Annotated in this window: 25 protein-coding genes and 1 tRNA gene; 16 read left to right on the top strand and 10 right to left on the bottom strand. The window is 47.5% G+C overall.

From position 1 onward, the window contains the following. Positions 1 to 12 precede the first annotated feature (12 nt). From B9Y77_RS06295 to B9Y77_RS06275, 5 genes are all read left to right on the top strand, one after another. Entirely contained in the window at positions 13 to 1,464 is a 1,452-nt protein-coding gene (locus B9Y77_RS06295; protein WP_085490871.1) for a sugar transferase, read from the top strand. Then, a complete protein-coding gene (gene nadC / locus B9Y77_RS06290; protein WP_085490870.1) occupies positions 1,464 to 2,327 on the top strand; it encodes a carboxylating nicotinate-nucleotide diphosphorylase in 864 nt (287 codons plus the stop codon). Before B9Y77_RS06295 ends, nadC begins: the two co-directional genes overlap by 1 nt. Positions 2,328 to 2,436: 109 nt before the next feature. Beyond that, a complete protein-coding gene (locus B9Y77_RS06285) occupies positions 2,437 to 3,372 on the top strand; it encodes a UDP-glucuronic acid decarboxylase family protein (RefSeq protein WP_073423286.1) in 936 nt (311 codons plus the stop codon). A 110-nt stretch (positions 3,373 to 3,482) separates the two neighbouring features. Then, complete coding sequence (locus tag B9Y77_RS06280) at positions 3,483 to 4,991, top strand: DUF3943 domain-containing protein (protein WP_085490869.1); 1,509 nt, start codon at positions 3,483 to 3,485, stop codon at positions 4,989 to 4,991. 159 nt (positions 4,992 to 5,150) lie between these two features. Beyond that, complete coding sequence (locus B9Y77_RS06275) at positions 5,151 to 5,996, top strand: helix-turn-helix domain-containing protein (protein WP_244536441.1); 846 nt, start codon at positions 5,151 to 5,153, stop codon at positions 5,994 to 5,996. Here B9Y77_RS06275 and B9Y77_RS06270 read toward each other — a convergent pair. The 4 genes from B9Y77_RS06270 to B9Y77_RS06255 are packed head-to-tail and all read right to left on the bottom strand — an operon-like array spanning position 5,993 to position 9,846. Beyond that, a complete protein-coding gene (locus tag B9Y77_RS06270; RefSeq protein WP_073423283.1) occupies positions 5,993 to 6,679 on the bottom strand; it encodes a hypothetical protein in 687 nt (228 codons plus the stop codon). The two genes, B9Y77_RS06275 and B9Y77_RS06270, sit on opposite strands and share 4 nt — an antisense overlap. A gap of 15 nt (positions 6,680 to 6,694) precedes the next feature. Then, a complete protein-coding gene (locus B9Y77_RS06265; RefSeq protein WP_085490867.1) occupies positions 6,695 to 7,495 on the bottom strand; it encodes a TPM domain-containing protein in 801 nt (266 codons plus the stop codon). Positions 7,496 to 7,555: 60 nt separating this feature from the next. After that, the gene (locus B9Y77_RS06260) at positions 7,556 to 8,773 is read right to left on the bottom strand and encodes a hypothetical protein (RefSeq protein ID WP_085490866.1); all 1,218 of its coding nucleotides are present in this window, start codon (positions 8,771 to 8,773) and stop codon (positions 7,556 to 7,558) included. Positions 8,774 to 8,775: 2 nt separating this feature from the next. Continuing rightward, a complete protein-coding gene (locus tag B9Y77_RS06255; RefSeq protein ID WP_085490865.1) occupies positions 8,776 to 9,846 on the bottom strand; it encodes a hypothetical protein in 1,071 nt (356 codons plus the stop codon). A gap of 211 nt (positions 9,847 to 10,057) precedes the next feature. On the opposite strand from B9Y77_RS06255, the gene B9Y77_RS06250 reads away from it, so the two are divergent. Next, positions 10,058 to 10,696 (top strand): alpha/beta fold hydrolase, encoded by a 639-nt coding sequence (locus B9Y77_RS06250; RefSeq protein ID WP_073423279.1) that lies wholly within the window; start codon positions 10,058 to 10,060, stop codon positions 10,694 to 10,696. Between the two features lie 59 nt (positions 10,697 to 10,755). Here B9Y77_RS06250 and lnt read toward each other — a convergent pair whose 3' ends face one another. From lnt to B9Y77_RS06235, 3 genes are all read right to left on the bottom strand, one after another. Next, positions 10,756 to 12,687, bottom strand: a complete 1,932-nt coding sequence (gene lnt, locus B9Y77_RS06245) for an apolipoprotein N-acyltransferase (RefSeq protein ID WP_254899944.1) — start codon at positions 12,685 to 12,687, stop codon at positions 10,756 to 10,758. Positions 12,688 to 12,707: 20 nt separating this feature from the next. Next, on the bottom strand, positions 12,708 to 13,394 hold the full coding sequence (rsmI, locus tag B9Y77_RS06240; protein ID WP_073423278.1) for a 16S rRNA (cytidine(1402)-2'-O)-methyltransferase: 687 nt from the start codon (positions 13,392 to 13,394) through the stop codon (positions 12,708 to 12,710). A gap of 171 nt (positions 13,395 to 13,565) precedes the next feature. Then, positions 13,566 to 14,066: a hypothetical protein gene (locus B9Y77_RS06235; RefSeq protein WP_244536439.1), complete on the bottom strand. Its 501-nt coding sequence runs from the start codon at positions 14,064 to 14,066 to the stop codon at positions 13,566 to 13,568. 118 nt (positions 14,067 to 14,184) lie between these two features. On the opposite strand from B9Y77_RS06235, the gene B9Y77_RS06230 reads away from it, so the two are divergent. Beyond that, positions 14,185 to 14,904 (top strand): UDP-2,3-diacylglucosamine diphosphatase, encoded by a 720-nt coding sequence (locus B9Y77_RS06230; RefSeq protein ID WP_073423902.1) that lies wholly within the window; start codon positions 14,185 to 14,187, stop codon positions 14,902 to 14,904. Positions 14,905 to 14,924: 20 nt separating this feature from the next. On the opposite strand, the gene B9Y77_RS06225 is transcribed toward B9Y77_RS06230, so the two are convergent. The 3 genes from B9Y77_RS06225 to B9Y77_RS06215 form a co-directional block, all read right to left on the bottom strand. Then, complete coding sequence (locus tag B9Y77_RS06225; protein WP_085490864.1) at positions 14,925 to 15,356, bottom strand: hypothetical protein; 432 nt, start codon at positions 15,354 to 15,356, stop codon at positions 14,925 to 14,927. Positions 15,357 to 15,381: 25 nt separating this feature from the next. Continuing rightward, on the bottom strand, positions 15,382 to 16,119 hold the full coding sequence (locus B9Y77_RS06220; protein WP_085490863.1) for a hypothetical protein: 738 nt from the start codon (positions 16,117 to 16,119) through the stop codon (positions 15,382 to 15,384). Positions 16,120 to 16,304: 185 nt separating this feature from the next. After that, a complete protein-coding gene (locus B9Y77_RS06215) occupies positions 16,305 to 17,081 on the bottom strand; it encodes an alpha/beta hydrolase (RefSeq protein ID WP_085490862.1) in 777 nt (258 codons plus the stop codon). Positions 17,082 to 17,681: 600 nt separating this feature from the next. Between B9Y77_RS06215 and B9Y77_RS06210 the strand changes: the two genes are divergently transcribed. From B9Y77_RS06210 to B9Y77_RS06170, 9 genes are all read left to right on the top strand, one after another. After that, positions 17,682 to 18,551, top strand: coding sequence for a TIGR02147 family protein (locus B9Y77_RS06210; protein WP_073423273.1), 870 nt, complete (start codon positions 17,682 to 17,684; stop codon positions 18,549 to 18,551). Then, a complete protein-coding gene (locus tag B9Y77_RS06205) occupies positions 18,538 to 19,941 on the top strand; it encodes a hypothetical protein (RefSeq protein ID WP_073423272.1) in 1,404 nt (467 codons plus the stop codon). The genes B9Y77_RS06210 and B9Y77_RS06205 overlap by 14 nt, the downstream gene beginning before the upstream one ends. 56 nt (positions 19,942 to 19,997) lie before the next feature. Next, positions 19,998 to 20,068, top strand: a tRNA-Gln gene (locus B9Y77_RS06200). Between the two features lie 470 nt (positions 20,069 to 20,538). After that, complete coding sequence (locus tag B9Y77_RS06195; RefSeq protein ID WP_085490861.1) at positions 20,539 to 21,300, top strand: RsmB/NOP family class I SAM-dependent RNA methyltransferase; 762 nt, start codon at positions 20,539 to 20,541, stop codon at positions 21,298 to 21,300. Between the two features lie 40 nt (positions 21,301 to 21,340). Beyond that, positions 21,341 to 21,664 carry a thioredoxin gene (gene trxA, locus B9Y77_RS06190; RefSeq protein ID WP_073423270.1) on the top strand — a complete coding sequence of 108 codons (324 nt, stop codon included), beginning with the start codon at positions 21,341 to 21,343 and terminating at the stop codon, positions 21,662 to 21,664. A gap of 92 nt (positions 21,665 to 21,756) precedes the next feature. Next, positions 21,757 to 22,548 carry an imidazole glycerol phosphate synthase subunit HisF gene (gene hisF / locus B9Y77_RS06185; RefSeq protein WP_014546916.1) on the top strand — a complete coding sequence of 264 codons (792 nt, stop codon included), beginning with the start codon at positions 21,757 to 21,759 and terminating at the stop codon, positions 22,546 to 22,548. A 1-nt stretch (position 22,549) separates the two neighbouring features. Further along, a complete protein-coding gene (locus tag B9Y77_RS06180; RefSeq protein ID WP_085490860.1) occupies positions 22,550 to 23,950 on the top strand; it encodes a TldD/PmbA family protein in 1,401 nt (466 codons plus the stop codon). A gap of 391 nt (positions 23,951 to 24,341) precedes the next feature. Then, positions 24,342 to 25,442 carry a nucleotidyltransferase domain-containing protein gene (locus tag B9Y77_RS06175; protein ID WP_085490859.1) on the top strand — a complete coding sequence of 367 codons (1,101 nt, stop codon included), beginning with the start codon at positions 24,342 to 24,344 and terminating at the stop codon, positions 25,440 to 25,442. Positions 25,443 to 25,469: 27 nt separating this feature from the next. Beyond that, entirely contained in the window at positions 25,470 to 26,597 is a 1,128-nt protein-coding gene (locus tag B9Y77_RS06170) for a nucleotidyltransferase domain-containing protein (protein WP_085490858.1), read from the top strand. The last annotated feature ends 5 nt before the right edge of the window (positions 26,598 to 26,602 follow it).

Genomic DNA, 26,602 nt, shown 5'->3' with positions numbered 1-26,602 from the left:
TAAAGGTCGTATATGATTCGCGCAACTACTTTGGAACGAATTCTTTTAATCCTCTCGGATTTTGCCGCTTTGTCGATTTGTTTCGCCTTGGCGTTTTGGGTTCAGTTCCATAGTGGTTGGATTGTAGATAAGTTTGACCCGACCAAGACGTTCGAAAGCTATTGGCAGTACGGACTAGTCTTGAATATCGGGTGGCTTACTCTATTTACCTTTGCCGGATTGTATCGCTCCTGGTTGTTGCTTTCAAGAACGCACCAAGTCTTGCGCGTCCTCAGGGCTGTCGTGATTGGTGTGGTCTTGGTGATTGTCTGTCTTTTTGGTGCTGAATTCATGGGGAAGGTCTTCACGAACCAACCGCTCAGCGAGGGCTATCTCTATGGATCTCGGTTCCCGTGGATATTTATATATGGCGGCCTTGCTATTTTGCTTGTTGGCCTGTTCCGTATGCTCATCTACATCTTCTTGCGGGCTTTGCTCCGTAAGGGTTATGGGGCGAACAACATCCTCGTGCTTGGCGCTACAGAAGCGGGTAAAAAGATTGCTGAAGATTTGGCAAAGACTCCGGCTCGTGGTCAGCGTGTTGTGGGCTTTGTCGATGAACGCTATCAAGTCTTGCCGAAAAAGTTTGCGAAGGTTCCGGTTCTCGGCAAGTATTCTGATTTGCCTGCTCTTGTCAAGAAGTACAAGGTCAGCGGCATTATCATTGCGCACGAAAGTACGTCTCCGCAAGAGATTATGCGTGTGCTCGTCTGGATTTGTGAACTCCCGCTCCACATTTATATTGTTCCTGAATTGTATAGCGTTGTGAATGGACGCTTTAAGGCAAACCTCGTTTACGGTTTTGAACTGCAGGAACTTTTTGCGTTTACGATGCCGCTTTGGCAGGTGCGTGTCAAGCGCATTATCGATATTGCTTTTGGCTTGTTCCTCGGACTTTTGTCTCTCCCGGTCTGCTTGTTTGCTGCTATTGCGATTAAGCTCGATGACCATGGTCCTGTTTTCTATTCGCAGGAACGCATTGGTCTTTATGGCAAGCCGTTTACGGTCTACAAGTTCCGCACGATGCGTACCGATGCCGAAAAGTTCGGTGCCCAGTGGGCCACCAAGAAGGACCCGCGCATTACGCGAATTGGACGCTTCTTGCGCAAGACCCGCATTGATGAACTTCCGCAGATTCTTTGTGTTTTGAAAGGCGACATGAGCATGGTGGGGCCGCGTCCGGAACGCGCTGTGTTTATCGGCAAGCTCCGTGAACAGATTCCGTTCTACATCAGCCGCCTCAAGATGAAACCGGGCCTCACAGGCTGGGCTCAGGTTTGCCACCATTATGATACGAGCATCGAAGATGTGCAGATCAAGCTCCAGTACGATATGTATTACTACGAGAATATGAGCTTGCTTTTGGACTTCCAGATTCTTGTACGAACAGTTTACGTTGTTTTAACCGGAAAAGGCGCACAGTAATGTACGGCGATAATTCTACTCCAGTATTCCCAACCGAAGATGCTTTGACCATGATCCGCCTCGCTTTGGCGGAAGACGTTCGCACGGGCGATGTGACTAGTGAATGGACTATTCCTGCTGACCAGAAACAGCATGCCCGCCTCATCGCCAAAGAAGATGGCGTGCTCGCCGGCCTCCCGATTATTGAACTCGTGTTCCAGGAACTCAAGGCAAACGCCAAGGTGACGCTCCACAAGAATGATGGTGACGTCGTGAAGAAAGGCGACCTGATTGCCGAACTTGATGGCACGACTCATGAACTTTTGACGGGCGAACGTACGCTTTTGAACTTCATCCAGCAGCTCTCTGGTGTGGCAACTGTGGCTCACACGTTCCAGGAAGCCTTGAAGGGCGGTAAGACCAAGGTGCTCGATACTCGCAAGACAATTCCGGGTTTCCGCACTTTGCAGAAGTACGCCGTTCGCGTCGGTGGTGGTTCCAACCACCGCATGGGTCTCTTTGATATGGTGCTCGTGAAGGACAATCACATTGCAGCTGCTGGTGGCGTGCTCGAAGCTCTTGAAGTTGTCAAGAAGAACAACAAGCAGGGCTTGATGGTCGAAATGGAAGTCGAAAACTTCGACCAGCTCCGCGCTCTTCTCAACAAGGGTGTCGATGTCATCATGCTCGACAACATGAGCAACGAAATGATGGCCGAAGCCTTGAAGATTATCAAGGAAAGTGGCGACAAGGTGCTTGTGGAAGGTTCTGGCAACATGACACTCGAACGCGCGAAGCAGATTGCTACGCTCGGCCTCGACTTCATCTCTGTCGGTGCCCTCACGCATAGCGTCAAGGCTCTCGACATCTCGATGAGAATTTAATTCGAATTTGTCATGGCGGGATTGCCCCGCCATCTAGCTGTCATGCCCGCCTTGAGCGGGCATCTCCTTTACTATATTTTTTACATCTAGACGCTTTATGGGAGTTTTTATGCGTTGTTTAGTTACTGGTGGTGCTGGATTCTTAGGAAGTCACCTTTGCGAAAGACTTTTGAATGACGGTCACGAAGTCATTTGCCTGGACAATTACTTCACAGGTCGTATGGCTAACGTTGCCCACCTGCGCGACAACCGCAACTTTGAACTCATCCGTCACGATGTGACCGAACCGATCCTTTTGGAAGTGGACCGCATTTTCAACTTGGCATGCCCGGCAAGCCCGATCCATTACCAGTTCAACCCGGTAAAGACCATCAAGACAAGCGTCATGGGCGCAATCAACATGCTCGGTCTCGCAAAGCGCGTGAAAGCCCGCATCTTGCAGGCTTCTACAAGTGAAGTTTACGGTGACCCTGCTGTACACCCGCAGACCGAAGACTACTGGGGAAACGTGAATCCCATCGGCATCCGCAGCTGCTATGACGAAGGCAAGCGCGTCGCCGAAACGCTCTTTATGGATTACCACCGCCAGAACAAGGTCGACATCCGCATTGTTCGCATTTTCAATACGTACGGTCCGCGCATGCTCCCGAACGACGGTCGCGTGGTTTCGAACTTCATTGTCCAGGCGCTCAATGGCGAAGACATTACCATTTACGGTGATGGTAGCCAGACGCGTAGCTTTTGCTACGTGGACGACCTCATCGAAGGCTTTGTCCGCATGATGAATCAGGACAAGATTATCGGACCGGTGAACATCGGTAATCCTGGCGAATTCACGATGCTCGAACTTGCGAAGGAAGTGCTTGAGCTTACGGGTTCCAAGAGCAAGATTGTCTACAAGCCGCTACCGGGTGACGATCCCAAAATGCGCCGTCCGGACATTTCGCTTGCGAAGAGTGCTCTCAAGTGGGAACCGACCATTCCGCTTCGCCAGGGCCTCGAAAAGACAATCGTCTACTTCGATAATTTGCTCAAGTCGAAGTAACCATTTATCTTAAATATTTGTCGTTCATTCTCTACTTTAGGGGAGTCGTCGAGACTCCTCTTTAAATTTTTTGACAAAGTTTTAGCTTTTGCGAAAAAAGAGAGAGTGATATGTTTCGCAAACTGTTGTCATCGCTATTATTTTTGTCTGTAACCGCATTGAGCATGGATATCTCGCAGGGCGTGATTCCTTTGTTTTCTGTCCCGTCTCAAACGCTTCCCGAAGATTCCATTAACGTCATGTATTCGATAACGAACACGACGTTCGAAGACACGCTAGAAATCGATGCGTTGGACAAGCCTAAAGAAGTTTCCCCGTTTATCGTCTTGGGCGAGGTATTTGGTTTTAACGGCTTTATCTGGGCATGGGACCGCTATGTGCTAGATAAAAATTATGCACGCACAGGACCGAGCTATTGGAAACGCAATTTTAAAGAAGGGTGGGAATGGGACCACAACCATTGGGCGATTAACTTTTACGGACATCCTTACCAAGGGGCAACTTATTACAACTTTGCACGTGGCGCAGGCTACGGATTTTATGGAAGCTTGTTGTTTACGGCGCTAGGAAGCTACACGTGGGAAATGTTTGCCGAAACGGAATACCCGTCCATTAATGACTTGCTTGCTACATCAATTGGTGGTGCCGTGTATGGTGAAGTTCTTTACAGGCTTTCGCGAAAATTTTACGGCGTTGAAGAATCTTCTTGGTACAAGCAAGTTGCCGCATTTGGCTTTGCTCACTCGGCTTACTTACAAAGAAAAGTTTTTGGCAATCGAGATGGTATTACGGGGAATACGCCGGTGGACATGTCCATCTTTTTAGGAACAGGTTCGCACTTTGGTAACATCTACCGCTATGGTGGCCGCAACGAAGATGACTTGGACCAACGCTGGGATGATAAGCATATCATGTACGGTGCCGAAATAGAATATGGCAAGCCGTTCCGGAAAGTCAAGCGTCCGTTCGATTATTTTAATTTGTACACTCGAGGTGAAGTTGGTCCAGACGGGACGCTTTTCCAGCTTGACGTGACGGGCAAACTCACGAATGCAGGTGTTCATGGCCGTGGTCACTGGGTCGACTTTGCGACATATCTCGATTACAGCACGTTCTACGGCGACTTCGCGACGGTTGGGACGATTTCTCTTGGAACGGGTATCGATTTTTCGCTTTGGCTTTTGCCGTCATTGAGATTCCGCATGTATCACCAGATTTATTTCATATTGCTTGGTACAACGGATATGGGCTACGATGACCTGATCCGGGCGGTGCATCCAGAATATGAGTCGGATATGGACAATTACCAGTACAACATGGGTGCGAAATATGTGTTGGGCTTGGAACTTTTGGTTGGAAACCGTTTCCGTGTAAAGACGAAAACCGTGGTTGATGCTCTGCATACCATTCCGGGCTCGCTACCGCACTATGGTGCTGACGGCTGGGACATGTTGTTGAAGAACTATATTACGATGGAATACGATTTGACGGATAAGATTTCTATTGGTGGGCGCCTGGATACTTATGCCAAGGTCGCCGCTTACTCCTCCGAATTTTTTGAACCGATGAGCCGAGGCGTCTTTGCGTACACCCTGTACTTCAGCTACAAACTGTTTTAATGGAGTTATTAGTCCTTAGTTACTAGTTATTAGAAATGTCATCCTCGACCGTTAGGGAGGGGATCCATTGACATTCATTCTACTTTTTGCTATGATGTTTATATAATGAATGACCTTCCTTTTCATAAGAATGCGAATATCCGCACTGCGGATTTTTCGATGTTGAATTTTCTGCGTCAAGCAAACGTGTTGCCCGATAAGATTGCCATGTTTACCAGTCTTAAGGAATTCGGGCTTGAAAATTATGTAAAAGTTCAGGCGGCGGTGCTTCTCTTGGTGAAACGCGGCTCTGTGGATGTAGAACTAGACCTTAAGACTTATCACCTTGAAGCGGGAGCCTTGTTTGTCGTGTTCCCGGAACAGGTGTTACGGGCCAAGATGGCTTCTGCCGATTTTGACCCGGTGTGCATTGCTTGCTCCAAGAACATGATTGATGAATTGATCATTCGTTTTGACGATAATACGCGGCTTATTTTGCGGTATCGTGAAAATCCTTTACAGCAGCTTGATAAAGTTAAGTTTGATCAATTGAATGCAAGCTTTGAATTTTTGAAGAAAAAGTTTGAAACGACGGAAACGAACGCTTGCCGTTTGCAGGTTCTCAAGAATCATTTGATTGCGCTTTTGTATGAGTGCATTGGAATTGTAGACGAGCCTATTGCTACGGATGTGGTCAAAAGTCGTGGTCAGGTGCTATTCGCGCAGTTTATTGACCTCGTTGTCGAACATCATCGCGAACAGCATTCCGTGAAGTTTTACGCCGATGAACTTGGGATTACGCCGAAGTACCTCTCTGCCGTTGCCGAAGAGCAGACCGGGAAGAATGCCAAGCGTTGGATTGACGAACACATCGCGCTCGATGCGAAAGTTCTGTTGCGCTCGTCTTCCAGAGACATCCAGAAAGTCTCCAAGATTCTGAACTTCCCGGACGTTTCGTTCTTTGGAAAATTCTTCAAGCGCCTCGTCGGAGTTTCGCCCAAAGCCTACCGCAAAACGACGGATTAAACTTTCATCGCATCGACTTGATTGACGATTGTCATCACAGCTTCGATGTGCTTGTTGATGTTTGATATAATCACGTTTTTGTCATCGGTCATGTTTGGAATGCGCACGCCCGGGAACATCTCGTAAACTTGTTCGTGATTTTCGGGATATTTGCCTGTCGAAAGGTAATAGACTCCGTAAAGCAAGGGGAGGAGCGTTATTGTTGAACGCACATAAATCTCGTGCGGATTGCGGTATTCCTTGAGGTAAAGAAAAAATTGGCGTAAATGTACGAGCAACCCGCGCAGTTCGCGTTCACATTCCATACGCAGTTCTGCGAGGTTCGGGTAAAAGTCTGCAAGCGGCGCCTCGCCACAAATCGTTACATTTCGGCTCTTGATATGCAAAAATTCCAGCGGGAACACGTCTTGTGAAGTCTTGATTTCGTAACGGGTAAACACATGGTTGAACTCGATGTTTTCACGCTTTGCTTTTGCTGTGAGCTTCTGCAACGGGAGCAAGTCCTCGACGGAATTGGACTTTAGAATAAAGCTGACGGTCCACGTGGATTCCAGCGAGGAGAATCCTTCCATAAGGCAATCGCCGTGAATGAATGCTGAAACGAGGTTGTCGCCGAGCGCTTCTTCAAAAAGCTTCGGCCATTCTGAATTCTGAAATTCTGCAACGCTTAAAATCTTTCTCATAAGGGAACCTCTAAATTACCAGCTTCCGCCGGAGCCGCCTCCGCCAAAACTGCCTCCACCAAATCCACCGCCGAAACCGCCACCAAAGCCGCCTCCGCCAAATCCTCCAAATCCACCGCCAAAACCACCGCGGTGGTGGCCACGACTGCTGTTGCTGAGGGCGTTCCCGAGCAAGAACCAGAGACAACCATTTCCGCGTCCGCCGCCATTCTTCGAAACAAGCAGGAACAGAATCACGAAAATAATGAGTGCGAGTCCGAATGGGCTGTTTTCTTCTTCTTGCGGGAGCTGGTCGGTATTGACTTCAAGCGTGATGCCTTTTTCCTTGGCGACGACTTGCGCAATTTCCCAAGCGAGCGTTATGACTCCTTGACCATATTTTTCAACCCTAAATGCAGGGACAATTGTCTTTTGCTGGAGCCGTTCCACGAGCACGTCGGGCAAGTAACCTTCGGCGCCGTAACCGACTTCGACACTGCGCTTGTGCTGTTTCATCGCCGCAAAAATCAGGACGCCTTCGTTCGATTTGCCGCCAACGCCCCAGCTTTCGGCAATGTTCAAAGCGTAATCTCTAAAGTCTGCAAAGCCGATATCATGGATGAGTGCTACCGCAAGCCCAAAGCCTGCCTTCTTGTAAAGCTCTTCAGAAAGTACGTTGATGAATAGCACTTCTTGCTTTGTGAGCAAACGGTCTTCATCGTACACGTAACTGTTCTGCGGGCGCTTTGGGAGCCCCGCCTTGTTTACTTTAAAACTTGCCGCAACAGGTATTGCGAGCAACAGAATGAACAGTATCGATAAAATTCTTTTTGACATAGAAAAAGCCGCTAACCAGCGGCTTTGTAAAGATACATTTTTAGTTTGGTGTCATACCAACTACTTTCCGCAAATCGGCATCAGCTGCTTCTGGAGCGGCGTGAAATCCGTCTTTCGGAGAGCGCTGACTGTTGCATCGACTTCGTTTCTGCCGACACCCTTTGCTGTTGTGAAGAAGTTGACTTTGTCGCCCTTGATGGAGATGGTAAAGTCAAAGGACGAAATGAATCCGAGTCTGCCTCTAAAGGTGTTTTCGATATCCACTTTGAGTTCTGGGGCATTAGAGTCTTCTTCTGTCGTCACAAAAATGGACTTCTTGGAAAGGGCGTTTTCCAGAGCGTTGCAGGCATTTGCAATCATTTCGCAATCAATCTTGACGTAGCAGCGAGACTGGCGCACGCGGTAAGGAACTTCGAGAGTGTTTCTTAAACCGGTCTTTTTCAGAAGTTCAAGCGGGAGGTTCGGTTCTACCACAATCACGTACGGACCTTTTTCAAAGTTCACGTTGCGGAGGTTGAATGTGGCGGTACCGTTCTTCTGTGTGCGGCGTTCGGAGAGTGTTTTGCTCTGGCGGGCGATGAGCGGGAAACTTGGCACTGGACCAATAGAGTCCTTGACGATTACGCTCCAAGTCGGCATTTCTGCACGGGTCAGTTCAAAATCCTGTTCAGAAGTCATTGTAATCGTAATGCTCGAAAGCCTTGCTTCGAGAAGCTTTTCGATTTCTGGGAGCCCATGTTGCAAGCGATGGCTGTCGTTGAGAGGGTAGATATCTGCGAGCTGGAGCAAGTAGAAATTGTATTCGTTGACCTTGTCTTCGGCTGTTTCCAAATCCGTCGCTGCATTGACATAAATGCGGGTGTCGATTGCCTTGCGTGCAGACTTTTCGAGTTGTGCAATTTCTTGCTGGAGAGTCTTTAAACGGAACTGGAGGCTTGCCGTATATTCGTCCATGTCGAGAGTTGCGGTTGCCTTAAATCCCTTATCCACTTTTATAGGAGTTACTGTGACGCCTTTGAGGACAACGTCGCTCTTGACATTGCTCTTGGACCTGTATGTTTCGCCAAGGACGCTCTTTCCATCGTTGATGTCTTCGTACTTGGTAAGAGTCTGAGTGGCGTTAACCTGCGACTTGATTTGCTTTGCGACACCTGCCATGGCAGAATTGTTCGCGTCTTCCTGAGAAACTGTCGAGGTGGCGGTATAAGTGACGATTTTCCCTGCCAAAGCCGGGACTACCGCGAGACAAGCGCAAAGGATAAGGCTTTTAATATTCATTACTAGTTCAGCTCCATCAAAATCAGCTTACGAGTGATGTTGTTTTTCTTGGTTTCCGTAATAGGCTTCAGGATCTGTCTAATCTTGGTATAGACTTCCTGGGAATCCTTGTATTTTAAGGGATTGGCGTAGATGACGAAATCAAGTGTCTTGGCGGTCATCACGTTGACCTTTACGGAACTGAAATTGCTCTTGAGGCCTTTCATGATGGCATCGTGAAGGTCTTCGGTCTGGCTATCGGAGTATTCGCCTTTGATGTTGGCTACGACCTTGTACTGAGTGCCTTTGGCGAGGTCCATCTTCCAGTAGCCGAGAATTTTCTGTTCAAGTCCGGGCATTGCCTTGCGGACTGCGGCACCGATATTTGAATTGATGTTGATTTTAGACGTATGCCCGTTGTTGCGTACGACTGATGTTTGCGAGCCGAGGAGACGGGCGGTCGATGTCTCGTATGCAGATACTTCGACAGAAACTTCGTCGTTTGTGACTTCCGGAGAGTACTTGATATAGATATCTGCATCAAGAGCGATACTGGCGAGGTAAGACAAGTCATCTTCGGTGTTGGCGATGTCGCTTTGCATTTGGAGAATGCTGCTCAGTTCTGCCTGACCGTTAACGGACTTGACTTCGTAGTTCTTCTTGGTGAGGTAGCCGTTAATGGCTTCTGCCGTGGTGCGGGAGTAAGGGCTTTCGCTAGAGAGATCAGGAACACCGTCTTTCAGAGTCAGGTTGGGCGAGACCATAATTACCGGCGTACCGATATCCTGAATGGCGCTTGCGTTGGCATAAGTTTCCGTGGTAGCTTCAGAGACTGCCGCTGACTTGTTGCTTACTGCCTGTGACGGTGCGCTGGCATTGAATGCAGTAGGTGCAGAGACTGTGGTTGATTTTGCGGTAGACGCCGTCGTGGAACCGAAACCGTCTAATTCATTGTAGGCGCTTTCTGCTCTTTGGCGTGTGGCTGCATTCTTCTGACGAGTGTCGGAAGCGTTGCGTTTTACCGCATTGGGTGCGGAACAGGCCGTTTCCGCCAGAAGGAGTGCTAAGCAGAGAGAAGGAATCAAATGTCTCATAGTTCTAAAATCTCTTTAAAGGTTTCCTACATTTTGTATACGGATAATATACAATGTTTTGTCTTCAGAAGTAAACAAATAATACGAATTGTAAAATACTTTTTTTAGGAGTTGCTATCAAAGCGAAAATTGGATATATATACCTATAGAGCTACGTTTATTTGTAGTTTCGAGTGTGTTTAGTAGGCTCTTCACATAAGTGAGGTTGAATATGAGCGAAAAATGGATCTGGCTGCCTGATTGGGCCTCGAATCTCGGTATTTGGGAAGATGATCTGATGGACGTAGCTCCTTCAGCGAACCATAATTATGTGCAATATAGCCAGTTGGCTGAATTTTTGGAAAAGCCTGAGGATATTCCGGAGTTTAAGAAGGCGTCTACGGTTGTGGCATGGGGGCTTGGTGCTTTGTCGTTAATGTGTTCTACGGCGGGTCCGCAAAAGGGACAAAAGTGGATTTTGCTTTCGCCATATGCTGATTTTTGCGATGAAATAGGCAACTGGACGGTGCCGAATCTGCATTTTATGGCGCACCAACTCGAAACGACTACGGAGCCTGCGCTCAAGGCTTTTATGGAACTGTTCGAGGAAGATTTTGGCGATTGGCAGGACGACTGGTTCGATGAAGCCAAAAAGTATGATGCTCCGTCTTTAGCTAAAGGACTTATGTATTTGGCATCGCACAAGGTGGAATCTGTTATTCCGAACAGCGAGAATATCCAGGTTCTTTATGGGAGACTGGATGCGACAGTCCAGCCGGAATGGACGTTAAAACTCAAGGAATTCTTGCCTAATGCGGAATTCAAGGAACGTCCCAAAGCGGGCCACTGGCCCCCAATGCTGTTGCTTTGAGTAATCGCACCAACGGTGCCAAGCTTTAAACTATTGACTGATGACCAACTACTAATAACTCATTTAAATTTTTTCTGAATTCTTGATAATGCAAACAGCGCGACAAGATAAATCGCAAAGAACCAGAGCAAAGCTTTTTCGACAAATTCGCCTACAGATGTATAGAAGGTGCTTCTCGTCTTGAGAGGCACTTTTCTTTGGATGACGCGCGTTTCAAAAATGTTGGTGTTCTGGTCGTAGTGCCCGTACTGGTCTATGAATGCTGAAACGCCGCTGTTTGCAATGCGTGCGACAGGGTAACCGTAAGTCACGGCGAGATGGCGGACGATGTTCAGGTGCTGGAAGGGGGCTGTGCTCCGTCCAAACCAGCCGTCGTTGGTGATGTTTACCATCAGGCGGGAACCTGCTTGAATCGCTTCTCGGATAAGGTCTCCGAAGATGGCGTCGTAGCAGATGTAGGGCGTCCAGTTGTATGGTCCGTAAACAGGCGTTTCTTTTCCGGGGACAAAGTCGCCTTCACCGAGATCCACGTAGTTTAAGATGGGGAATATATCATCAAAGGGGATGCGTTCGCTAAAGGGCACGAGATGCTTTTTGATATAGCGTTTCGGGAAATAGGGATCGTTAGGTGTAAAGAGGAATGACGCGTTGTATATATCGAATCGGCGAGGGTTGTTGATGTCGGCTGAAACGCGCTTGTAGTCTAGTGCCCCGGTAAGGATGCTTGCATTCTTGCTGTCTGCCATCTCATGCAAGCGTCGGATAACTTGCGGCTGCCTGCGGAGGTGATCCGGAATAGCGGTTTCGGCAAGGAGTATCAGGTTGGCTCCGCTGGGGGTGCTGTCCATTGCCATGCCGAACGTCTTGGTGATGATGGAATCAAAACGGGCTTTGCTCCACTTGGCACCTTGCGCAATGCTTGGCTGCACCATTGCAATGGATGGGTTTTCGGGGGCGTTTGCGTTGTAGTACGGGGCTGCTTCTTGTGCCGAAAGTACGCTACTTCCGTATGTCAGTAGCACCATGAAAATCGCGAACGGGATTGCAAATAGTGCGAGCTTTTTGCGACCCTTCTGCAAGAAGGCGTAAGCGACAATCTGGTTCGAGGCGACAATGAGAATTGTGTAGCCGAACACGCCGATGATGGAAAGTGCCTGGATCAGTTCGAGGTGGTTACCGAATGTGTAACCGAGGTGGTTCCACGGGAACGCGAAGTCGCCTGTTGTGCGCACCATTTCGATTCCCGCAAAGAAAAACGGGAAGAGGGCTAACAAGCAAGCCTTGCCCTTGATCTTTAAATTTTTTGCAGTAGAGTAAGCGAATGCGGCGAGGACGTTGAACAAGCTCAAGTAGGCGATGAGGAGGATAAGCCCAAGGAAGATAAGTCCCGAAGGCGCAGTTTCCACGTTCATCACATTGCGGATCCAATAGTAATTGACGGTGTTGTAGACCATGCTTGCCCAGAATGTCGCAAAGACTGCAGTCTCGCGATTGTACTTGTTGAGCATGATGAACCATGGAACAAGTAGCACGAGCATGGCGGGACCAAGCGGCAAAGGCGGGAAGGCGAATGCGACAAATCCCCAGGAAATCGTAGCGAGTGCAAGTGCGATGCGTGCATCTTTTTGCTTAAAGAGCTTCACGTTCCAGCGTGCAAAAAGCGCGAACCAGTAAAGCATCATCGGGATAAATGTCGTTACAATCTGGTAAAGCCCCGCATGGCTGCGCGTGAGGTAATCCAAGGCTAGGAACGCAAAGACGATGATGCCGTACGTGTTCATGTACCGCGCAAACGGACGGCGGACGTTCTTTATGAACAAGAACGGGAGTGCGGCAATGATTGGCAACAGCTGCGGAATCTGCGTGTAAAGCCCGGGCGTGTCCGGACGCAACAGGAACAACACAAATTCTATTGCAACAAGAACTGCAATGTAAATCTTGTAAGCCCGCGGAAGAGCTTTAAGCTTGTTTAGGAACTGGTCGATAGTCATTAGTCGTTAGTCGGTAGAACTTAAAGACCGCTTTTGTCTTGGGGATTGAACACGAGTACGAATTCGCCTTTGGGCGGGTGCGATTTGAAGTGCGCAGAAATTTCCGTTGGCGTTCCGATGAGGTGTTCCTCGAACTTCTTGGTGAGCTCGCGCATGAGTGCAATCTTGATATCGCCAAAGACAAGCTTGATTTCTTCGACGAACTTGTCGATGTTGTGCGGGCTGGCGTAGAAAATTTGAGTAGCTTCTTCGTCTTTCAACTTCTCGAGCAAGTGGATGCGCTGGGCGCTCTTCTTGGGAGAGAAATACTGGAACGTAAAGTGGTCGGTCGGCATGCCGCAAGAGACGAGTGCGGTAATCATCGCGCATGGTCCTGGGATGGCGCGAACGTCAATGCCTTCGCGGACGCATTCGCGTACGAGATTGAATGCCGGGTCTGCAACGCCGGGCGTTCCTGCATCGCTTACGAGGGCGATGTCGCCGGTGTTCTTCAAAAAGTCGACGTACTTGGGCGTGACCTTTTCTTTGTTGAAGTCATGGTAGGCTTCCATGGGCGTCGTGATGCCGTAATTGTCAAAGAGAATTCTCGAATGGCGGGTGTCTTCGGCAAGGACGAGGGGAACTTCTTTAAGGATGCGCACAGCGCGGTAGGTGATATCTTCCATGTTCCCGATGGGAGTTGCTACGATGTATAAAGTGTATGACATACTAGATTAAGACGAAAGAACGGGCTTTGCCCTATTGACTATAGACGAAAGATAGTAATTAGAATTTGTCAATGGTCGTTAGTCATTAGTTATTAGTTTTATAATTGCATATGGGCTTCATTTTTTAAACTAGAGATTTATAACCAAAGACCAATGACTAATAACTAAGTGCTAATAGTCGCTCACGCTGTTTAAATCGGTAAGTCTGTTTGCGTTGAGTTCAAACGCCAAGCGCTGTACGAGCTTGCGGTGCATTTCGTCGGAAGCCTTGTTCACGAGATCGGTGCGGAGACGCCCATATAAAATGGCGTTAACGTCTTGTTGCTCAATGAATTCCACGTGGCGTACGAGTGTCCCATTGCAAAAGACGCGTGCCGAAAGTTCATAAGTCCAGGATTCGTTGACGGGGAGGATGGGCCAAAGCGGAATGAGTACGCCAATATTCCAAGCGGAGTTTGGCTCGTTCTGTTTTACAGTCGCCTTGATTGTTGCTTCTCCGCGGCAGGAGTTTCTTGGAAAATCCGTTTCACTGGCAGCTTTTGTGTAGGCTCGTAGCAGGTCGTGGGATAGTTCTAGTGAATCGCCTCCATAAATAAATGGGATGTTCCCGAAAAAGCTGAATTTTTCGTCTGTTAGCGGGATCCCCTCTAGGTCGCCCTGTGTGAGTTTCATGGAGCAACCGGAAAAAATGGCTGCCAGAACAGTTGTGAAACACAAAATTTTGACGATGGAGCGCATGTCTCAAAGATATAAAAAAACGAAAGCTCTTGATTTTATTAAGATTGGAGTTATGGAATTACCTGCTTATTTTATAAGTGACGCACACTTGGGAATTGACCCTCCTGGAGCGGTCCCCGACAGGGAACAAAAACTAATCCAGTTGCTTTCCTCATGGAAAGGCAAGGCGAGCCATGTCGTTGTCATTGGCGACCTTTTTGAGTTTTGGTACGAGTATAGTTATTATGTTGCTTCTGCCCATTTGGATTTGTACCGTGCCTTCGCGGAACTTGTAGAATCTGGTGTCGAAGTCCACGTCTTGCAAGGGAATCACGACTTTGCGTATGGAGAATTTTTCCCGAAGCGTCTTGGCGTGGCTGTACATAAATCCCTGATCCTTGAAATTCAGGGCAAGCGTGTTTATTTGACCCATGGCGATGGAGTTCCGAAGTCTGATTACGGTTACCGCTTTATGCGAAAAGTCCTTGACTTGCCGTTAAACCGTTTCCTTTTCAAGCAAATCCACCCTGATTGGGGAATGGGGCTTGCGCGTTTTGTGGGGCGTAACAGCCGCAAATATGGTCAAACTAGGGTCATTAAGGTTGATGAATACCTGGAATGGGGAAACCGCATGTTGGAAAAGGAACACTGCGATTACTGTATCCATGGACATCATCATATTTCGGGAATCTGGAATATGCCCAATGGAATCGTTGCTTCTCCGGGCGAGTTTATAAAAAAGCCCACCATTCTCTCTATGGAAAATGGTGGGTTAAAGTTGATTTCTCTTTAAGCGGTTTTTGTAAGTAGAAGCTACTCGTTGATATCGCTTGCTCGACCTTCGGTGGATTTGACCATCTTTTTGCTCGAGTTTTCACCCCAGAGCTTTGCGACAAGGTCGATGCTTGCAAATTCTTGCCAGTATTCTTCTACCCAGCACCAGTGGTGGACTTCGCCTTTTTCGTCGGTTATCGTCCAGTCCTTATGTACCGAGAAGGTCATTTTCTTTGCCTGCGGGGTATAATAAGGATCGGAGGATGCTTCCGGTTCAATGGTGATCGTCCAAGTCCTGTCTGCAGTGCGCTTGTAAATAGCGAGATTGAACGCCACAAGCAGGACTAAGGTTATGATGCTCCACTTGAAGTTCTTCTTCGTCAGCAGATATATTAAAAGCAGAACTAATAATATAGTGAGCGCGGCGAAGTTGTAATGAGTCGGATAAAATACTTTGAATACTTCAATCATTTTATCTCCCCTCTAGCTCGAAGAATTACTTCTTCTTTGCTGCCTTCTGCTGTGCGACAAGGGCGGCGACGCTGAACGTGAGGACGTTCTTGTCTACCTGGCTTTCAGTACGGAAGCTCTTGAGCGGAAGAGCGATGCCGTGAGAAGAAAGCGTACCCATGAAGGATGCATTGGCATGGCTAGCGATTGTACGGACGTTAATGAAACCCTTGTTCTTGCTGAATGTGAGCTTGAAGGTCTTCTTGGATGCATCGTATTCAGCAACCATCGTCTTGTTTTCCTTGGTGTTCAATGCATTTTTGGTGTTGTGGTCAAAAATGATTGTACCGCGGGTATCGATGGAAAGCATAGTCTTGTTGCCCACTGCGTTACGGCAAGCGAGAGTCGTCCATTCGCCTTTCTTCTTTGCGCCCTTTGCTGTGAAGACATACTTGTTGCCTTCCTTGACCAATGTGTAAGCGCCAGTGGCGACCTGGAGACCGATGGCGTTGAATGCGCCCTTGAAATAGAGGAATTTGGACTTGGAGCCGATAATGCCGTTGATGAAACGGAAAGAAGTGGACTTCGGAGTTTTGATAGGAGTGATTGCGACGCGCTTGCCGACCGGGTCGACTTCGACATCTACATAAGGACCAACATCAACTGTGCGACCGTCTTCAGTTTTTGTTTGAGTGGCGAGCTTGTCGAGCTTAAGAGCCTTGACAGCTTCTTCCGGGAATCTGATGAATCCACGAACATCCATTTTAACGATTACGTTTTCCATTTACACCTCTTTTGTTTGTTTTTGATTGACGATAAAATAAAAATTTATAGTCCAAATGTCAAAGAATTTCACGAAAAAAGCATGTACAAATGATAAAAATAGCTTTTTCGTAACCAATAACATTTGTTGTATAAAAAATAATAATAAAAAAGTAAAATATTGCAACAAATGAAAAAATTTTTTCTTTATTTGCGCGTAATCACGTCTAATATGGCTTCAGAAAGGGATTTTGAGTCTCGCTTTGACAAGTTAACACCCACTATAGTTTGCGAAATTGCTTGTGTTCGGTCATTAAAACGGGCTCTATCTGAAAGGATTACTATGTTATTTGAGGTCGAAATATCCTTTTTTTCGATCTTTACGTCTGCACGAACAAGAAATTTGGGGTAAAGGAAACGGTATTTGTCAGAAATCGCATTGGCAATGCTCCAAACTGGGTCAATCAAGATTGTAATATTCTCCTTTTTGACCATTTTTGTCGCTAAAATGGCGCCTGTGCCGCGACCTGCAATAACTTTTGGAGCGTTTCCGTTTATTTGTGATGCGCATTCGTAAATCATTTTTGCGTCGGATTCAAAAGTTTCCTGTGATGGCGTGCCTTTGTTCTCGCCGCTTCCGCGGTAGTTGAATGTAGCTGCGGCAAAGCCTGGAAGACTGTCTAGCTCGGCGAGGAACTGTGCTGCATCTTCGTCTGCATCGGGGTAGTAGAGAAGAACGTTATTCTGTTCGTTTCCGACAACAAAACCTTCGAGCTTTGTTCCGTCATCGAGTGTGCAGTTGATGGCTCTTGCCTTGTCTGTGATGGCGGTGCGTGCTTCGTTGTGTGTGATGGCACGAGGGAAGGCGTTGCGGCGTTCAGTTAAAGCAAGGTAAAAGACCATGCTGATATATATAAGGAGAAGAATTCCTGCGTAACGTAAAATGCGGCTCAGTGTTCCCAGGGCGAGTTCTTTTATCTTCATGGATTAGTTAATGGTTGTTGGTTATTGGTCTTTAGTCAATAGTTACTAGTCAATGTTTTTAGTTAGTAGTGAATTTAGAAAAGATTGTGGGGAATGGTTGAACGTTAGGAGTTTGGAAGTCGGAATTAGGAATTGTCATCCTGAACGAACGTGAAGTTTGTTTGATGATGAAAAGTAACTGGATGCTTCGTTACACTCAGCATGACGAAATGCGAATAAACACAAACGCCTAAGGCGAGAGATGCTAGAAAGGGGGCTGCGCCAAAATACACAAATGCGTGAGCCTATAACGCAAAAACGCCTAAGGCGAGTGTCGCACCCAAGCTAGCTTGGGTATGACCGAGCCGTCGCGTTTTGTTTTTGACCCTTTGGGTCAAAAACAAAAGGACTTCCGGTGGAGTACAACCGGAAGTCCGAGGGATGGGATTGGGTGTTCCTTTAAATTAAGCAATTTTTTTTGAAAGCGTATCACTTCAAAAATAAAAAGTGTTCCCAAGGTGTTCTTTTTTGTCGATTTCAGAATGGAATAGGGCTTTTTTACGGGATATTTTCAAAAATAGGTGTTCCCAAAAAACTCAAAAAAAATTAGATTTCCTTCCGATGAACGTTTATGCCTACTACAATTATCGAAAGTACCTCCAGGACTACTACGAGTATCGTAAGTCCGTGCAGAGGTATTTCTCGTACCGGTCTTTTGCAAAGAAGGCTGGGTATTCCTCGTCCGGTCTTTACTTGGATTTGATTCGCGGCCGCAAGTCGCTCACTCAACAGATGATCCCGAAGTTTATCGAAGCTCTCGGGCTCAACGAAAGGGAAGGTCGATATTTCGCCTTGATGGTGGATTTCACGCATGCGACTACGGCGTCTTCGAAGCAGCAGATCTTTGATCAGATGTCCGCGCTCCTCCCGCGAACTATCAAGAACTTGACCAAGAACCAGCAGGAATACTACAGCAAGTGGTATTACGTTGTGGCTCGTGAAGCTCTAGCCGTCTTGAAGATTAACGACAAGAACATTCAGGAACTCGCGCTCTTCTTGAATCCGAAAATTTCACTCCCGCAGGCTAAACAGACTATCCAGCTCCTTCTCAACTTGGGACTTATAGAGCTCGGCGAAGATGGATTCTACCATTCCGTAAACAAGGCAATTACGAATGGCAGTGAAATCGCCCCGCTTTTCGTTCATCAGTTCCAAAAGCAGATGATTGATTTGGGTAAAGATGCGTTGGATCACTACAGTACGGAACGCAGAAATGTATCTTGTATGACGATGAGTGTGTCGGCGCAGGGTTTGGAACGTATCATTAGCAAAATTGATTTGTTCCGCAAGGAAATCGTGGATATCGTGCGCTCGGACGAGGGTGAATCCATGGTTTGTGAATTGAACATCCAGTTCTTCCCGCTGAGCAAGGAAAAGATGAATCTTCCACCTGAGACGGACGTCGAGGAGGATGAACATGAAATTTGCTAAGTCGTATGTTGGACTGCTGGTTGCAGTTTGTGCTTGCATGTATGCTTGCACAAGTGAAAATGGTGGTGTTGCAGGTACTGTTACGGATACGGGTAATACGATTGCGCTTGGTGGCGTGGTGACTCGTACCGATGGTTCTCGTGCTGTTGCGGCGATGGTCCGTGTTGCCCGTGAACCTTCTGCAAGTGATACTCTTACTGAATCTGAATATATCGAGACTGTGACGGACTCGCAGGGGGTGTTCTCGTTTGACTCTGTATTTGCAGATACTTTCCAGCTTGCTGTTGTCGATGCAGAGTACAAGGAAATCTCGTACCAGCCGCGTGCAACAAAGAGTGCAGGCTCTTTGGATAGCATCAAGCTTGAAAAGGCAGCCGTGTTCAGTAGCGTGCTTTATTACGAAGACGTCGTCGAACCGTCGATGGCAGTTGGCTCTCACTTTAAGGTCTACGTGCCGGGTACGCCGTTCTCGCAGAGCGTGTTTGCTGGGGATTCGTTCTCGATACTGATTCCTGCCGGTGAATGGTGGCTTGGGTTCTGCCCGGGCGATCCGCAGATTGTGGCTCGACTTGCCGATTCCGGTGTTGCCGATACGTTAATTTATCGTACATGGAACATGGATGGTGAGGTTAAGTCTGGTGATACGATTTCGAAGGGACCGTTTATCTGGAGCCCGACGATGCAGGTGGATTCCTTGATCAAGCTTGAAGAAAAGAAGAGGGCTAAGCCGTATTTGTCTGGTACTGTGAAGTGCGGCGATAGCGCTTGCTCGAATGTTCAGGTGCAGATGATTACGGATTTGTACGGCTTTGACTTTGTTGAAGGCGATTCCGTAGGCTTTATGATGCAGACGGTGACAGATGATTCTGGCCGCTGGGTCTTGCCTGCTCCGGAAAAAGTTCCGTATGATAGCCTTCGCATGGAATACCGCTTGCTGGGAGAAGATGGAAAGGTTGAACTCGCAGGTGTGAGCCGTTACATTCGTGCTTCGAAGCTTAAAGGTTTGAAGGATACGCTTGATGTGGGCGATACGACCCTTGTAAAGCCGTCTGTGCTTGTCAGTGGTGTTATGCTTGCCATTGATGATACGGATACCACGAAGACGACTAATTGCATGTCTATGGTGAATAGCGTTGTTGTGGGGCTGAAGGGTACGAGCCATTTTGTGAGAGAAGTGACTTGCAATATGCTGCGTATTGGTGACCTTCCGGCTGGTGGTCATGATATTGTGCTTTACTCGGGTGACCCGAAAGTGGTCAAGACGCTCCAGGAAGCTGACGTTCCTTTTGAGGATTATGTGAGAATTGCACACGTCCAGTTGCCGAAAAATGATACTCTTGACCAGCAATGGATGACTTTTGAACCGCCAACTTTACAAAACGAAAAATAATTTTCAATTATCCCTTGCCAAGCTGAAAATTATTTTCTAAAATTGGTGCGCACTGATGAGCTATGGTGTAACGGTAGCACAACAGATTCTGACTCTGTTTGTCTAGGTTCGAATCCTGGTAGCTCAACTAAAAACTCTTTGCTCTTACTCCTGAGCAGAGAGTTTTTTGTTTTGTGCGGCGGCAGAATGCCTCGAGATGCCGCCGGATGTGCGAAATTTGGAAAAAGTGCGTTTTTTACGTGAAAAATTAGGGGAAAATGCGGAAATTTACGTAATTTTGTATATAAATTAAGCAAAATTGAATAAAGAGGGTGCTTTTTGCGGGTGTTTTGTAATGTTTTTACTGAAGAAAACACTTGAGTATGGGCTAAATTTGGGAAAAATCAAAAAATATTACAGATAATGTTGAAAAATTACGTGAAAATTTGATGATATGGATTTAGTTTCACGTAAATTGGGGCATTTTTCAAAAATTTGGATTTTTTCAGGTGATTTAGTTTGTTTGTGCTGGCTGATTTGTCGGTTTTTAAAGGGCATTTTTATTGAGTTTGGAGAGTCAATGACTAAGAACTATTGACTAATGACTAAATTTGTGTCATGGAATTTTTCGATTACTTTGAAGAGGTTTATGGCGAGCGCTGGCCTACGTTGCTGGAATCGCTGAAGGGCGAAGGCTGCGCAACGAAGCTCCAGTTTGATGATGCTCTGGAACCGTACTTTTTGGACGAAGCTTCGGTGTTTGCGGCTAAGGCTCTTGCTGTAGAACCGGGAATGGATGTGCTTGACATGTGTGCCGCTCCGGGTGGTAAATCGCTCGTGATTGCCTCGATGCTCAAGGGCGAAGGTTCGCTCCAGTGCAACGACCGCTCGCCGGATAGGCGTCTCCGCTTGCAGCATGTGCTCGAAAATTCCTTGCCGGAGTCCTGGCGCTCGATTATCAACGTCACGGGCTATGATGGCGTGAAATTCGGCATGCACAAGAAGGAATGCTACGATCGCATTTTGCTCGATGCACCGTGCTCTTCGGATAGGCATGTGCTGAATTCTCCTTCGCATTTGGAAGTGTGGTCGGTAAAGCGTGTGAAGCGCTTGTCGGTGGAACAGGGCTCGCTCCTTGCCTCAGCTGTGGATGCGCTTAGACCGGGCGGCGAATTGATTTACGGAACTTGTGCGCTTTCGCCTCTCGAAAACGATGCCGTGGTCGCTAAAATCCTGAAGAAACGCAAGATGATGGAATTTGTTCGAATTGAGGACTTGCCGGGGGGGGCGGATCGCACGGAACTCGGCGTTCACATTCTGCCGGACAAAGCTCATGGTTGTGGCCCCATCTATTGTGCGAAGATGAGAAAAATGGTTTAATAATTGCTATATTATCTATCGGTAAATAGGAGAAATTTTTATGGCAGCATTGAATCTTACTGCAGAATCCTTTGACAAAGTTATTTCTTCGGGTCAGCTTGTGCTCGTTGATTTTTGGGCAACCTGGTGCCGTCCGTGCATGATGATGGGTCCGGTGGTTGAAGAACTTTCCAACGAATTTGATGGTCGCGCAATCATTGCAAAGATCAACGTCGATGACAAAGGTGTTTCGGACATTTGCGCTCGTTTTGGCATCACGAACATCCCGAACATGAAGTTGTTCAAAAACGGTGTCGAAGTGGGTAACGTCGTCGGTGCCGTGCCAAAGAACACGCTCAAGAACGCTATCGAAAAGAATCTCTAATCGCTTGGAAAAAGGCGTTTGAAAGAGCTCGGGCGGAATGTGCCGGGCTCTTTGTTTGTTGACGGCTTTAGCCAGTTTTCTACATTTGGAATATGCTCACGAAACGTTTAATTGTCTGCTTGGATGTCCGTAACCGCAAGGTCACGAAGGGTGTAAAGTTTAAAGGTAATATCGACATTGGCGATCCCGTAGAAATGGGCGCACGCTATAGCGATGAAGGTGTCGATGAACTTGTTTTTTATGATATCACAGCGAGTGCCGAGAACCGCCCATGCGACATGGAAATGATTCGCCAGATTGCAAAGCGCGTGTTTATCCCATTTGCAGTGGGTGGCGGTATCCGCAACTTGGACGACATGCACGAAGCGCTCCTCGCGGGTGCAGAAAAGGTGAGCGTGAACAGCCTTGCTGTGCTTCATCCTGAAATCATTGCCGAAGGTGCTAAGGCGTTTGGTCGCCAGTGCATCGTGCTTGGCATGGATGCGAAGTTCGTGGGCGTTTCGGACAAGATTCCGAGCGGTTACGAAGTGTTTATCCGCGGTGGTCGCCAGGCGATGGGCATCGACGCTTTGCAGTGGGCAAAGCGCGCCGAGGAACTCGGCGTTGGCGAAATCTGCTTGAACTCCATTGACACTGATGGCGTCAAGAACGGTTACGAACTCACGATTACCGACATGATTGCAAAGGCGGTTCAGGTGCCTGTGATTGCAAGTGGTGGTGCTGGAACTCCGGCGCATATCGTGGACTTGTTCCGCAAGACGAGTGCCGATGCGGCACTGGTCGCGTCGATGGTGCATTTTGGCGATTATACGGTCCCTGGTATCAAGGGCGAAATGCTTGCTGCGGGAATCCCGGTACGCAAGAAAATGAACGGCGAGGTGTAAGATGAATCCGGAAGTTGCCGTCAAGATTTTTGAAGCCGGCAAGAGTGCCGGGGCTGACTTTGTTGAAATTTTCGAAGAAGAGACCCGCAGTTCAAGCCTCGGCTTGAAGGACCGCCAGATTGAAACGGCGACCGCGGGTACCGAGTACGGTATCGGCGTTCGCCTTTTGTACGGGACGGAAGTCCTGTACGGATTCACGAGCGACGACAGCGAAGAAGCTCTCGTGAAGCTTGTGAAGACGCTTGCGTTCGGGCGCATCGCCGCCGCAGCGGGGGCGGAAGGCTTGGCTGCAAGGCCGTTTGAATTTGCACCGGAAAAGCGCATTTGCGATTATAATTTTGGCGCTTACAAGGATCCGCGTGTGCTCGGTCAGGCTATAAAGCAGGACTTCTTGTTCCGTGCGGACAAGACGGCTCGTGCGCTCTCGCCGAAGATTGCCCAGGTGGGCGCCAGCGTAACCGACAGCTGCACTTCGATTTCGCTTATGAATAGCGAAGGCTTGCATCTGGAAATGACGCGCGGTCGTTTGCGTGTAAACGTGAACGTGACGGCAACAGACGGCACGGAACGTTTGACGACGCACGAAGCACCGGGTGCGCTCGGTGGCTATGAACTTTTAGCAAATTATTCTCCAGAAGCTTTGGCAACGGAATGTGGCGAGCGCGTGCTGCGCATGCTCGATGCCGGCTACATCACTGGCGGTCAGATGCCGGTCGTGATGGGTAATGGCTTTGGCGGCGTGATTTTCCATGAAGCTTGCGGCCATCCGCTTGAAACGGAATCTATCCGTCGCAATGCAAGCCCGTTCTGCGGAAAGCTTGGTGAAGCGATTGGTCAGCCTTGCTTGACTGCCATTGACGATGGCACGATGGATGGTGTGTGGGGTAGCCTCAAGTACGATGACGAAGGAACGCCGACGCAGCGCACGACGCTTATCGAAAACGGCATCTTGAAAACGTACATGAGCGACCGTGTGGGCGCTATGGAAGTGGGTGTGGAACGCACCGGAAGTGCCCGCCGTGAAAGCTACAAGTACGCGCCTGTAAGCCGTATGCGCAATACGTTTATCGCTCCGGGCAAGGATACGCTCGATTCCATGATTGCAAGCGTGGACAACGGTCTCTATGCGGCTCGCATGGCTGGTGGTTCTGTGAACCCGGCAACGGGTGAATTCAACTTTGCCGTCGATGAAGGTTACGTCATTCGCAATGGCAAGATTTGTGAACCGGTCCGTGGCGCAACGCTTATCGGTAAAGGTCACGAGATTATGCCGCGCATTAGCATGGTCGGCTCAGACTTTGAGCAGGCCGCAGGTGTTTGCGGAGCCTCTTCGGGACATGTGCCGGTGACTGTTGGTCAGCCCTCCATTAAGGTCGATCAAATCCTCGTCGGCGGACGGTAGTCGCGCTCCCAACGAAATTGGAACATTCCCATGAAAATGGAAAAGCCCTCGTAAGAGGGCTTTGGAGTATTATGGGTTGTCAATACAAGTAAAGTACAAAACCATTTCGAATAAAACAAGAAAAGCATGTAAAAAAGAAACAACGGCATCTCGTGAGAGGTGCCGTTGTTTTGGTGTATGGGATGTTTGGTTTTGTATCCATAAAATAGTTTAAATTGGAGTATTAGTGGTATTTTTTAGAACATTTCTGATGTAAAGGTTTACAACACTTACAACAGGCTTTTTATGAAAAATTGGCGAAATTTGATGAAAAACGGCGATTTTTGTATTCCGTATATTGTAATAAAGCCCCAATAATTGATCTGAATTATATTTTCTAACTTTCACAACAATGAATCACGCTGAAAAAAATGATTTTTTTGAACTTTTGCGAATCGCTTTTGGAGTGCCTGCGCAAGAGTTTGATTCTGCTCAATGGCAATATTTGCATTCGGAAAGCCTTAAACAGCAGATTGCGGGAATCATCTATCGTGGAATTTGTCGTTTGCCTTGCGGTAAACAACCTCCGAAAATGTTGATGTTCCAGTGGGCTAGTGAAGTGGAGGCAATCAAGGGGCATAATAAGCTGTTGAATGCCGAAGCTGCCCGGCTTACAGAGCTGTTTATGGCTCAAGGGCGGAAAACGGCGGTGCTCAAGGGACCGGCAAATGCTAGGCTGTATCCTGACCCTTATATGCGAAACGCTGGTGATATAGACTTGTGGGTTGATGGCGGGCGTGATAGTGTGCTTGAATTGCTGAAAAAAATGGGCTATGAAATTTCTGCAGAACATCTCAAAGTGGATCATCATGTCCATTTGGATGGAAAATCGGGGATTGTTGTTGAAATACATTATAAGCCATCTTCAGGGAATTGGAATCCGTTCTCGAATGCACGGCTGATGCGTTACCTGGAAAAAGAAATCCAGAACGTGGAGCGTGTGCCCGAGGGATTTTGTGTTCCTTCGATGAAGTTTGCCCTTGTGATGCAGCTATCGCATATCCAGCATCATTTTTTGTGGGAAGGGATTGGCTTAAAGCAAGTTGTCGATTATTTTGTTCTGTTGAAACAAGCTTCTGAGGAGGATAGGCGCGATGTGTCTGCTCTACTTTCGAGTTTGGGACTTTCGAAAATGGGCAGTGCGCTGATGTGGATTATGGAATATATTTGGGGACTTGCTCCGTCTCAAATGATTTGCAAACCCGATGCGAAAAATGGTCAAAAGGTGCTTTCCATGATTCAGTCCGAAGGTAATTTTGGCAGGCATTGTGAATCCAATAAGGGTAATCATTTTTTTATTCTCTGGTTAAAGCGCCGTTGGCGTATGATTCGGATGTTCTGGTTTGCTCCTGTTGATGTTGTCTGTTGTGAATTGGCGTATTGGAAAACATTTTTTAAATTTATTCCTCTACGCATCAAGATGAGGCGCGTCTCATTGAGAGGTGTCATTTAAAACACATTTTTTCTAGTTTGCAAGCTGATGAAATTTTCTCAAGATGAAGCTTTGTTCGATCTTTTGCGAATGGCGGTCGATGACGACTGTTCTCCGCGTTTTTTTACGCGCAAGCTGAATGATGAAGAATGGCGGTCATTGCGGTCGATGTGCCACAAGCAGCAGATTAGTGCTGTTGTCTATCGAGCCGTTTCCCATTTGCCGGCGGAACAGCAACCTCCCTCGAAATTAATGTTCCAGTGGGCAGTCGAGGCTGAAATTGTTAAAGGACATAATGGTCTTCTGAACGCAGAAGCATCTCGTCTTACGCAACTTTTTGAAGCTCAGGGGCGCAAAACGGCGGTGCTTAAGGGACCTGCCAATGCGAGGCTTTATCCCGACCCCAATATGCGGCAAGCAGGAGATATCGACTTGTGGGTTGAAGGTGGTCGAGATAGTGTGATTGCCTTGCTTAAACAAATGGGCTATCAATTGTTCGAAAAGGACTTGCTCTCGGCGCATCATGTTCAATTGCGACCGGAGGGAGACGTTTCTGTTGAAATCCATTATAAGCCCTCTTCCAAGAATTGGAGTCCATTTTCGAGTGCGCGACTGATGCGTTATCTGGAAGAAAAAATTCAGAATGTGGAGCGTGTGCCTGAAGGATTCAATATTCCTTCGATGACATTTGCCCTTGCGATGCAGCTTTCGCATATCCAGCATCATTTTTTGATGGATGGTATCGGTTTAAAGCAAATTATCGATTATTTTATTTTGCTGAAGCATGCTACCGAGGAAAATCGTCGAGAAATAAATGCCAAGTTGTCTTCTTTAGGACTTTTAAGGTTTGCGGGAGCCTTGATGTGGATCTTGGGGCGTATCTTTGGACTTGATGCATCTAAGATGATTTGTTCGCCGAATCAAAAACTCGGAAAAAAGATGCTTGACGAAATATTTGTTGGCGGAAATTTTGGCATGTATTGTAAGTCCAGTAAAAGTAAACATTGGGCTGTTCTTTGGCTTTGGCGCCGGTATCATATTATACGCAAGTTTTGGTTTTCTCCCGTTGAAATCTTGGGCTGCGAATTGAATTATTGGTTCGGTTTTATCAAGTCGATTTGGATTCGAATCAAGTTTAGACGGTTGTCGCTATGGTATTTGAAAAATACGAAATGAATTGG

The sequence above is a fragment of the Fibrobacter sp. UWB13 genome, assembly GCF_900177805.1.
Classification (GTDB): Bacteria; Fibrobacterota; Fibrobacteria; order Fibrobacterales; family Fibrobacteraceae; genus Fibrobacter.
This window is presented reverse-complemented; position numbering and strand designations above follow the sequence as displayed.

Excerpts from the sequence above, each read along its gene's own strand:
- B9Y77_RS06295 (WP_085490871.1), top strand. The coding sequence starts at position 13 with ATGATTCGCGCAACTACTTTGGAACGAATTCTTTTAATCCTCTCGGAT.
- nadC (WP_085490870.1), top strand. The coding sequence starts at position 1,464 with ATGTACGGCGATAATTCTACTCCAGTATTCCCAACCGAAGATGCTTTG.
- B9Y77_RS06285 (WP_073423286.1), top strand. The coding sequence starts at position 2,437 with ATGCGTTGTTTAGTTACTGGTGGTGCTGGATTCTTAGGAAGTCACCTT.
- B9Y77_RS06280 (WP_085490869.1), top strand. The coding sequence starts at position 3,483 with ATGTTTCGCAAACTGTTGTCATCGCTATTATTTTTGTCTGTAACCGCA.
- B9Y77_RS06275 (WP_244536441.1), top strand. The coding sequence starts at position 5,151 with ATGTTGAATTTTCTGCGTCAAGCAAACGTGTTGCCCGATAAGATTGCC.
- B9Y77_RS06270 (WP_073423283.1), bottom strand. The coding sequence starts at position 6,679 with ATGAGAAAGATTTTAAGCGTTGCAGAATTTCAGAATTCAGAATGGCCG.
- B9Y77_RS06265 (WP_085490867.1), bottom strand. The coding sequence starts at position 7,495 with ATGTCAAAAAGAATTTTATCGATACTGTTCATTCTGTTGCTCGCAATA.
- B9Y77_RS06260 (WP_085490866.1), bottom strand. The coding sequence starts at position 8,773 with ATGAATATTAAAAGCCTTATCCTTTGCGCTTGTCTCGCGGTAGTCCCG.
- B9Y77_RS06255 (WP_085490865.1), bottom strand. The coding sequence starts at position 9,846 with ATGAGACATTTGATTCCTTCTCTCTGCTTAGCACTCCTTCTGGCGGAA.
- B9Y77_RS06250 (WP_073423279.1), top strand. The coding sequence starts at position 10,058 with ATGAGCGAAAAATGGATCTGGCTGCCTGATTGGGCCTCGAATCTCGGT.
- lnt (WP_254899944.1), bottom strand. The coding sequence starts at position 12,687 with ATGACTATCGACCAGTTCCTAAACAAGCTTAAAGCTCTTCCGCGGGCT.
- rsmI (WP_073423278.1), bottom strand. The coding sequence starts at position 13,394 with ATGTCATACACTTTATACATCGTAGCAACTCCCATCGGGAACATGGAA.
- B9Y77_RS06235 (WP_244536439.1), bottom strand. The coding sequence starts at position 14,066 with ATGAAACTCACACAGGGCGACCTAGAGGGGATCCCGCTAACAGACGAA.
- B9Y77_RS06230 (WP_073423902.1), top strand. The coding sequence starts at position 14,185 with ATGGAATTACCTGCTTATTTTATAAGTGACGCACACTTGGGAATTGAC.
- B9Y77_RS06225 (WP_085490864.1), bottom strand. The coding sequence starts at position 15,356 with ATGATTGAAGTATTCAAAGTATTTTATCCGACTCATTACAACTTCGCC.
- B9Y77_RS06220 (WP_085490863.1), bottom strand. The coding sequence starts at position 16,119 with ATGGAAAACGTAATCGTTAAAATGGATGTTCGTGGATTCATCAGATTC.
- B9Y77_RS06215 (WP_085490862.1), bottom strand. The coding sequence starts at position 17,081 with ATGAAGATAAAAGAACTCGCCCTGGGAACACTGAGCCGCATTTTACGT.
- B9Y77_RS06210 (WP_073423273.1), top strand. The coding sequence starts at position 17,682 with ATGAACGTTTATGCCTACTACAATTATCGAAAGTACCTCCAGGACTAC.
- B9Y77_RS06205 (WP_073423272.1), top strand. The coding sequence starts at position 18,538 with ATGAAATTTGCTAAGTCGTATGTTGGACTGCTGGTTGCAGTTTGTGCT.
- B9Y77_RS06195 (WP_085490861.1), top strand. The coding sequence starts at position 20,539 with ATGGAATTTTTCGATTACTTTGAAGAGGTTTATGGCGAGCGCTGGCCT.
- trxA (WP_073423270.1), top strand. The coding sequence starts at position 21,341 with ATGGCAGCATTGAATCTTACTGCAGAATCCTTTGACAAAGTTATTTCT.
- hisF (WP_014546916.1), top strand. The coding sequence starts at position 21,757 with ATGCTCACGAAACGTTTAATTGTCTGCTTGGATGTCCGTAACCGCAAG.
- B9Y77_RS06180 (WP_085490860.1), top strand. The coding sequence starts at position 22,550 with ATGAATCCGGAAGTTGCCGTCAAGATTTTTGAAGCCGGCAAGAGTGCC.
- B9Y77_RS06175 (WP_085490859.1), top strand. The coding sequence starts at position 24,342 with ATGAATCACGCTGAAAAAAATGATTTTTTTGAACTTTTGCGAATCGCT.
- B9Y77_RS06170 (WP_085490858.1), top strand. The coding sequence starts at position 25,470 with ATGAAATTTTCTCAAGATGAAGCTTTGTTCGATCTTTTGCGAATGGCG.